At 72.5% G+C, this 8,159-nt stretch carries 6 protein-coding genes; 2 read left to right on the plus strand and 4 right to left on the minus strand.

Annotated features, from left to right (window positions below):
- The first annotated feature begins 24 nt into the window (after window positions 1–24).
- Entirely contained in the window at window positions 25–2,781 is a 2,757-nt protein-coding gene (locus tag AOK17_RS39895; protein ID WP_055617518.1) for an ATP-dependent RNA helicase, read from the plus strand.
- A gap of 39 nt (window positions 2,782–2,820) precedes the next feature.
- Here AOK17_RS39895 and pgfA read toward each other — a convergent pair whose 3' ends face one another.
- The 3 genes from pgfA to AOK17_RS39905 all read right to left on the minus strand — a co-directional run bounded on the left by pgfA (window position 2,821) and on the right by AOK17_RS39905 (window position 5,853).
- Window positions 2,821–3,813: a cell envelope lipid trafficking protein PgfA gene (pgfA, locus tag AOK17_RS39900; protein WP_055617519.1), complete on the minus strand. Its 993-nt coding sequence runs from the start codon at window positions 3,811–3,813 to the stop codon at window positions 2,821–2,823.
- 34 nt (window positions 3,814–3,847) lie between these two features.
- Window positions 3,848–3,982, minus strand: coding sequence for an SPW_0924 family protein (locus tag AOK17_RS50425; protein WP_107102620.1), 135 nt, complete (start codon window positions 3,980–3,982; stop codon window positions 3,848–3,850).
- 152 nt (window positions 3,983–4,134) lie between these two features.
- The gene (locus tag AOK17_RS39905) at window positions 4,135–5,853 is read right to left on the minus strand and encodes a lytic transglycosylase domain-containing protein (protein WP_055617520.1); all 1,719 of its coding nucleotides are present in this window, start codon (window positions 5,851–5,853) and stop codon (window positions 4,135–4,137) included.
- Window positions 5,854–6,184: 331 nt separating this feature from the next.
- On the opposite strand from AOK17_RS39905, the gene AOK17_RS39910 reads away from it, so the two are divergent.
- Complete coding sequence (locus AOK17_RS39910; RefSeq protein ID WP_055617521.1) at window positions 6,185–7,039, plus strand: DUF4184 family protein; 855 nt, start codon at window positions 6,185–6,187, stop codon at window positions 7,037–7,039.
- On the opposite strand, the gene AOK17_RS39915 is transcribed toward AOK17_RS39910, so the two are convergent.
- A complete protein-coding gene (locus AOK17_RS39915; RefSeq protein WP_107102621.1) occupies window positions 6,960–8,066 on the minus strand; it encodes a serine hydrolase in 1,107 nt (368 codons plus the stop codon). The two genes, AOK17_RS39910 and AOK17_RS39915, sit on opposite strands and share 80 nt — an antisense overlap.
- Between the last annotated feature and the right edge of the window lie 93 nt (window positions 8,067–8,159).

Below are 8,159 nucleotides of genomic sequence, written 5' to 3' on the forward strand. Positions count from 1 at the left end.
GAGGCTGGGGGAGAGACTGAGCATGTGATCCGTTACGACGCTCTGGACGTCCTGCCCGTACGCGGTGCGCTGCCCGGCCTGGGGGAGGCCCTGGACGCGCACGGTGGTGCCGTGCTGGTCGCGCCGCCCGGCACCGGCAAGACGACCCTCGTGCCGCTCGTGCTCGCCGGTCTGGTCGGCGACGGGCCCGTACGGCGGGTCGTCGTCGCCGAGCCGCGGCGGATCGCGGCGCGGGCAGCCGCGCGGCGGATGGCGTGGCTGCTGGGCGAGAAGGCCGGCGAGAGCGTCGGGTACACGGTGCGCGGGGAGCGGGTGGTCGGGCCACGCGCGCGCGTGGAGGTCGTCACGACCGGTGTGCTGCTGCAACGGCTGCAGCGGGACCAGGAGCTGGCGGGCGTCGACGTGGTCGTGCTCGACGAGTGTCACGAACGGCATCTGGACGCCGACACGGTGGCCGCGTTCCTGCTGGACGTACAGGCCGCCCTGCGCCCCGAGTTGCGGTTGGTCGCCGCCTCCGCGACGACCGACGCCGAGGGGTGGGCGAAGCTGCTGGGCGAGGTGCCGGTGGTCGAGGCGCAGGGTGTGTCCCATCCGGTCGAGGTGGTCTGGGCGCCGCCTGGACGCCCCGTACGGCCGCCGCACGGCATGCGGGTGGACCCGGTGCTGCTGACGCATGTGGCGTCGGTGGTGCGGCGGGCGCTTTCCGAACGCGACGGGGACGTCCTGTGCTTCCTGCCCGGTGTCGGGGAGATCGCGCGGGTCGCCGGACAGCTCGGCGGGCTCGGTGATGTCGAGGTGCTTCAGGTGCACGGTCGGGCGCCTGCCGCGGTGCAGGACGCGGTGCTGTCCGGGGGTACGCGGCGCCGGGTGGTCCTCGCCACGTCTGTGGCCGAGTCGTCGCTGACGGTTCCGGGCGTGCGGGTGGTCGTGGACTCCGGGCTGGCACGGGAGCCCCGGGTCGATCACGCGCGGGGGCTGAGCGCGTTGGCGACGGTACGGGCCTCGCAGGCGGCCGGCCGGCAGCGGGCGGGGCGCGCCGGGCGTGAGGCCCCGGGTGCGGTGTACCGGTGCTGGGCGGAGGCGGAGGACGGGCGGCTGTCGCGTTTCCCGGCGCCGGAGATCAAGGTGGCCGACCTGACGGCGTTCGCCCTCCAGGCGGCCTGCTGGGGCGATCCCGACGCCTCGGGGCTGGCTCTGCTGGATCCGCCGCCGGGAGGCGCCATGGCGGCGGCTCGGGGCGTTCTGGAGGCCATCGGTGCGGTGGGCTCCGACGGGCGTCCGACGGAGCGGGGGGTACGGATGTCGCGGCTCGGGCTGCATCCGCGGCTGGGGCGGGCGTTGCTGGACGCGGGGCGCTCCGTGGGTGCGGAGCGCTCCGCGGAGGTGGTTGCCCTCTTGAGTGAGGAGCCGCCGCGGGAGTACGGGGATGATCTTGCCGCTGCCTTGCGGGCTGCGCGGCGTGGGGGTGACGCGTATGCCGGGCGGTGGCGTACGGAGGTTCGGCGGCTGCGGGCCGCGTCGGCGCCCGCGCCTTCGGCGCGGGATCTCTCCCGCCCGCACACCACCCGTGACCGTCGCCCGGGGGAACCGAGCGCCGACACTCCGAGCGGGAAGGCTCCGGGCGGGGAGGCTCCCGGCGGGAGCGGTCCTGGCCGGGGCGGTCCGGGCGGGAGCGGTCCGGGCGGGAGCCGTCCTGGCGGGAGTGGTCCTGGCGAGGGCGGTCGTCCTGGCGAGGGCGGTCCTGGCCGGGGCGGTCCTGGCGAGGGCACTCCGGGCCGGGGCGGCATGCCCGGGGCGCGGCAGGTCAGCGACGATCACGCCGTCGGGCTCGTCGCCGCTCTTGCCTTTCCCGAGCGGGTTGCCCGGAGGCAAGGGGGCTCCTTTCTCATGGTGTCCGGTACTCGGGCCGAGGTGGGTGACGGGAGTGGGCTGCGGGACGCGGCCTGGATCGCTGTCGCTGTTGCCGACCGGCCCGTCGGTGCGGGGCACGCGCGCGTGCGGCTCGGGGCCGTGGTGGACGAGGGGGTCGCACGCGAGGCGGCGGGGGCTCTGTACGGCGAGGGCGACGAGGTGCGCTGGGCCGACGGGGATGTCGTGGCGCGGCGGGTCGAGCGGCTGGGCGCGGTGGAGCTGGCGGTACGGCCGTTGCGGAACGCCGGGCCCGGGCTCGTACGGGAGGCGCTTCTTGAGGGGTTGAGGGACGAGGGGTTCGGGGTGCTGCGGTGGTCCCGGGACGCCGAGGTGCTGCGGCAGCGGCTCGGGTTCCTCCGTCACCGGCTCGGTGCCCCCTGGCCCGATGTGTCGGACGACGCGCTGCACGCGCGCGTGGACGAGTGGCTGGAGCCGGAGTTGGGCCGGGCCCGGCGGCGGGCCGATCTGGAGCGGATCGACGCCGGGCAGGCGCTGGCCCGGCTGTTGCCGTGGGCGTCCGGGGAGGCGGCCCGGTTCGACGAGCTGGCGCCGGAGCGCATCGAGGTGCCGAGCGGGTCCAGGATCCGGGTCGACTACGCGGATCCCGAACGGCCCGTGCTGGCGGTGAAGTTGCAGGAGATGTTCGGGGCGCGGGAGTCACCGGCCGTCGCCGGGGTGCCCGTGGTCGTGCATCTGCTGTCGCCCGCGGGCCGCCCGGCCGCCGTGACGTCCGACCTGGTGTCCTTCTGGAAGGACGGCTACCGGGGCGTACGGGCGGAGCTGCGCGGCCGGTATCCGAAGCACCCGTGGCCCGAGGACCCCGCGACCGCGGAACCGACCCGGCACACGAACGCGCGTCTCAGGCGCTGACGGGCGGTCTCGATTCAGGTTCCGCCGAGCGGCCCGGGTTCAGGCGCTGACCGGTTCCGGTTCGCGGGTCTCCGTAGGCGTGGGATCGCCGGGGCGGCGGCTGCGGGCCTCCAGGTAGAGGGAGAGCGACAGCAGCCCGGCGCCCAGGATCAGGAAGCCCCACGGCAGGTACGAGGTCATCAGCAGGACGAGCAGCCGCTGGGACTTGACCAGGTCGACCGTCGAGCGGATGTAGTCCTCGCGCATCTTCACGTGCCCGGCGAAGGCGGTCACCTTCTCGCGGCCCCCGAGGAGGGTGCCGCCGCGCAGCTCCTCCTTGTGGATCTCTTCTCCGTAGACGGGTGCCCCGGTGGTGGGTTCGACCCAGAACCTGCGGACCGTGGTGTACCAGCGGGTCGTGCCCGTCTTGGCGACCGACTCCGGAGTGATGCCTTCGACGGGCATGATCTTCGGGAAGGGGACCTTGGTCCAGGGGATTGTCTGCTCGAAGTAGTAAACGTTTACGCCCCGGAAGTCCCGCTCGCCCTCGTAGTGGATCGGCGCGGTGATGCGGGCCTGTGCGTCGAAGTACTCGTAGTCCCTCTTCTCCGTGAGGAAGGGCCACTTGAACTCGATGCCCTCGCGTTTGACCGGGTTGCCGTCGACCATCTCGCCGGTGGCGTGGACGGGTTCCTGGGTGTGCGCGTCGAAGATGTAGCGCTCGGGGAACTTGGAGACCATCTTGCCGTCGGGGCCCTGGACGTAGGAGAGGCCGTCCCAGACGACGACGTCGCGGCCCGCGGTCTTCTCGATCTTCTCGGAGGCCTCGACGTTGCCCTTGAGGGTCTGCACGATGGTGACCTTGTCGACCTTCTTGGCCTTCATCGTGCCGTAGTCGAGGAGGGTCGCGTCCTTCGCCTCCAGGACCATGTCCTGGTACTGGTCGGCCGGGATCTTGGCGAGGCGCGGGAAGGCGTACCAGCGCATCAGCGGGGACAGCGCCGCGAAGAACACGGCGAGGGCGAGCAGGATCAGGCTGGCCTTGCGGCGCATCTCGGCGGCCCTCCCGGTGCGTTGGGGGTGTGCGTCACGGGTGGCTGGGGACGGTGGTGAGCAGCGGCTTGGGGGACGTCTTCCCTGCCGGTGAGCCCATCGCCGTGATCGTGAGGACAAGCGCGAGCGCTACGGCGAGACCGGTCGCGGCGGCGATCAGGGCACGCATGCGGGCCTCCCGGCTCGGCGGAGCTGATACATCGTCAGGTCGGGCACCGTAGCAACGGGCGGGCGAGATGAGAACACGTTGCACACACAGAACGGCGGCGCCTCTCCACCCTGTCGAGTGGAGAGGCGCCGCCGTTCTGAAGGCCTGCGAGGCTACGAGGCGGAGGGGCTCGGCGAGGAGGAGGGGGCTGCCGTCACCTTCAGCTCGACCGTCAGCGTCGCGCCGCCGGTGGTGTTGACGCGGAGCAGGAACGTGCCGGCCGTGTCGTCCGCGTACAGCTTCGGCAGCTTCAACAGACCGTTCGCGTCCGTCTTGAGGCCCGCGAGGGTCCGTACGGTCTTGCCGTCGGCGTCCTTGAAGTAGGGGCCCTTGTCGTTCGCGGTCGCGTCGTCCGTCGCCTTGATGAGCGTGGCGGTGGCCGCGACGCCGTCGGCGGCGGCACCCTTGTAGGTGGCCTTCAGTTCGACCTGGTCCGCGAACTCGCCGCCCGCGACGCAGGTCAGCGCGGTGTCGCTGGTGCGGGCGAGGGCGTCGGCCTGGCGCGCGGTGACCGTCGCCTTGTAGTCGAGGCCGGAGACGGCACGGCCGACGACGGTGGCGCGGACCGTGAAGTCGCCCGTCTTCTCACCGGCCTTGAGCGCGGGCGCGGTGGCCACGCCGGAGCTGTTGGTGACGACGGTCGCGACGCTCTCGCCGCCCGTGAAGACGGAGTCGGTGTCACCGACGATCGTGAACCGGACCCGGACCTTCGCGACGGCCTTGCCTGCCTCGGTCTCGGTGCGGATGGCGATCTTCTCGGCGAAGGCGTCGCCCGCGGTCGCGGTGAGCTTGGCGGTGCCCGCGTCCTCCAGGTGGTCCACCGTGTCGGTGGGCGTGGCGGGAGTCGTCGGCGGCGTGCTCGGCGGCGGGGTCGTGGTGGGCGGCTTCGGGCTCGGGCTCGTGGAACCGCCGCCGCCCGGCGTCTGGGAGCTGGGCGGGGTCGTGCCCGGCGGGGTGGGCGTCGGTGTCGGTGTCGGGGAGGAGTTCGACCCGTTGTTGTCGTCGCTGCGGCCGGAGGGCAGCGTGCCCGTGCCGTCCGGGACCTCGTGGGTGCCCTTGCGGTAGTACTCCAGCCACGACAGGACCGTGTTCAGGTAGTGCGTCGAGTTGTTGTAGCTGAGGATCGCGCGCCTGAGGTCGGCCTTGTCGGACAGGTCCCAGCCGAACCGGCACAGGTAGCTGCCGGCGGCGAGGGCCGCGTCGTAGATGTTGTTGGGGTCCTTCTTGCCGTCGTCGTTGCCGTCGCGGCCCGCCCACTCCCAGGTGGAGGGGATGAACTGCATGGGGCCGACGGCACGGTCGTGGGTGGTGTCCCCGTCGTACGCGCCGCCGTCGGTGTCGGTGATCTTCGCGAAGCCGATGCCGTTGAGGACCGGGCCGAGGATCGGGCTGATCGTGGTGCCGTTGGCGTTCACACGGCCGCCGCGGGCCTGGCCGGACTCGACCTTGCCGATGGCGGCGAGGAGTTGCCAGGGCAGGTTGCAGCCGGGCTTGGATTCGCCCAGCGCCGCCTCGGCCTTCTTGTAGGCGTCGAGGACGGTCGCGGGTATGCCGGCCTCGGTTTCACCCGTGCCGGTCGGCGTTCCGGTGCCCGTGGTGGGCGTCGGGGTGGGGCTGTTGAGCGGCGGGAGGTCGGTGTAGTACGGCGAGTTGCCGGTGGCGCTGTTGTCGGCGTCCGGGTCGGACGAGGGCTGGGAGCCGGTGTTCTGTCTGCCCTGTGCGGTGTCGGTCACGCCCGGCGCCTGGGACGCGGACAGCGCCGCGACCGCGACCGCGGCCACAGCGGTGGTTGCCGCCCCCTTGACAACTCGCCTGCCGAATTGCGCCGCCATTGCGTGAACCCCTCCCGTGGACGATCGCCCGCGCTGCGCGCGTTTCCTGTTGTCCGGCCGCACTCCCCCGTACGGCGACCCAGGCGACCCTACGACAACTTCCGTTGCGCAGACACCCGTTCGTGCCCGTTTTTCACCGGTTGGCCACATCGCGTTTCTCCTGCCCCGGTGTCCTGGAGGCATGCGGGACGGACGGGAACTGCCGACCGCATACTGAGCGTCATCGATCAAGGGATCGCCCGGACCGTTCGGGGCCCACCAGGCCGTCGCGCGCGGTCCATCGCGATCAATCGCAGTCAGTCGCGGTCAATGTCGTTCGCAAGGAGCCCCGTTGCCGTTCACCCTCAGCCATGCCGCGGCCGTCCTTCCGGCCGTGCGCACCGACGGGACCGGACGCGGCCGACTTGTTCCGGCCCTGCTCGTGGCCGGTTCGTTCGCGCCCGACATGACCTACTACGCGGCGAGTGTGCTGCCGGAGGCGATGGAGTTCGGCGACTTCACGCACTCCTTCACCGGGGTGTTCACGGTCGACGTGCTGATCGCCTGGGCGCTCGTGGGTGCCTGGCTGGTGCTGCGCGAGCCGTTGGTGGCTCTGTTGCCACGGCGCCGGCAGGGGCAGGTCGGGGCACTCCTGCGCTGCGGTGCGCCGCGCGCCCGCGTCCGTCCCGCACTGGCCCTGTGGTGGTACGTGTCCGCGGTGGCCGGTTCACTGACGCATGTCGTGTGGGACGCGTTCACGCATCTCGACCGGTGGGGCATGCGGGTCTTTCCGGTCCTCGGGGAGGAGATCGCGGGCTCCCCCCTCTACTGGTATCTGCAGTACGGCGGTTCGGCGGTCGCCGCGGTGGTGATCGCCGCCTTCGTGGTGGTCGCCCTGCGGCGGCAGCACGACACGGAGCCCGTGGGGGTCCCGGTGCTGTCCGTACGGGACCGGTGGCTGGCGGCGGCCGTGATCGGTGGCTGCGCGACGGTGGCCGCGGTGCGGCGGGCGACGCGCTGGTGGGACCACTGGTCGGCCGACGCGAAGCCCTGGGAGCTGATTCCCACCGTGTGCTTCGGGGCGGGGGCGGGTCTTGCCGTCGGCCTCGCGCTGTACGGCGTGGCGGTCAGGGTGTGGCGTCCGGCTCCGGTTCGTCCCAGCCAGGCAGCGGTTCGTACGGAGCCGAGCCGTCCGACTCCTCGCTGATCGCGCTCTCCGGAGTGAGGTCCTGGCCGGTGCCGAGGCTGCGGCCCTGGCCCAGGCCCCGGTGGACGGCCTGGGCTATGCGCTCGATGGTGCGCACGCCGTACGCCATCGTCGGGTTGTCGTGGGACAGGACGACGATGCGGTAGCCGCGGCCCTCGCCCGTGAAGGCGCCGATGCTGTGGACGCGCCAGCCATGGGTGGCTCGGGGCAGCCAGCCGTTCTTGACGTGTGCCGTCAGTCCTTGCGGCATGCCCGCGGGGACGCCCCACCGCTGGTCCGCACGCACCTCTGAGAGCAGTTTCAGGCCGTACGCACGGGTGCGGAGGAAGGACTGGGCGTTCGTTAGTACGTCCAGCAGACGCAGCTGGTCGGTGGCCGTGGTGCGGGTGAGGCCCCAGTAGCGGCCCGGGCCCAGGAGGGTGGCGGTGGTGCGGACGCGGGTGAGGAAGTCGGTCAGGTAGGTACGGCCCAGGTCGGCCCACAGGCGCACGGCCGAGTCGTTGTCGGAGCTGACGATCATGGGGCGTACGTTCGTCTCCTCCCACGGGCTGAGTCGGCGCCCCAGTTCCTCGGCGCGGCGGAGCAGGCCCTCCATGATCAGCACCTTGACGACGCTCGCCGAGTCGTACTGCCGCTCGCCCGCGCGTGCGCAGGTCAGTCCGGAGTCGTCCTGCACCGCCACGGAGACCGTGCCGTCCCTCCCCGACAGGGCCGCCTGGATGTCCTGGGCCAGCCGGGTGGCCAGGTCGGGGGCCTGGGGCGCCTGGCAGGTGACGGTGTCCGTGGGGTCGGCCGAGGAGGAGTGGTGGGCGGTGGCGCCCTGCCGGAGGTGCCAGTCGGTCCAGTCGGCGGTGTCCGCCGGGACGCGTCTGGTCGTGGCTCCGGCCGGGATTCTCGGACTGGCCGCGGTGGCCGCGACGGCGGGGACCGGGGTGAGGAGCACGGAGGCGAGGGCTGCGACGAGGGCGGTGCGGCAGTGCCGTACGTACCGCACGCGCTGTACGTGTACGCGCCGTATGTGTCGCATGTGTCGTATGTGAGGACCCATGCCCGCATCCTTGCGGGGCGCTCCGCTGGGGGCTTCTGGTCGGGGGCCACGTGGGTGACGGGCCCTCCGGGG

The sequence above is a fragment of the Streptomyces phaeochromogenes genome, assembly GCF_001418655.1.
Taxonomy (GTDB): Bacteria; Actinomycetota; Actinomycetes; order Streptomycetales; family Streptomycetaceae; genus Streptomyces; species Streptomyces phaeochromogenes.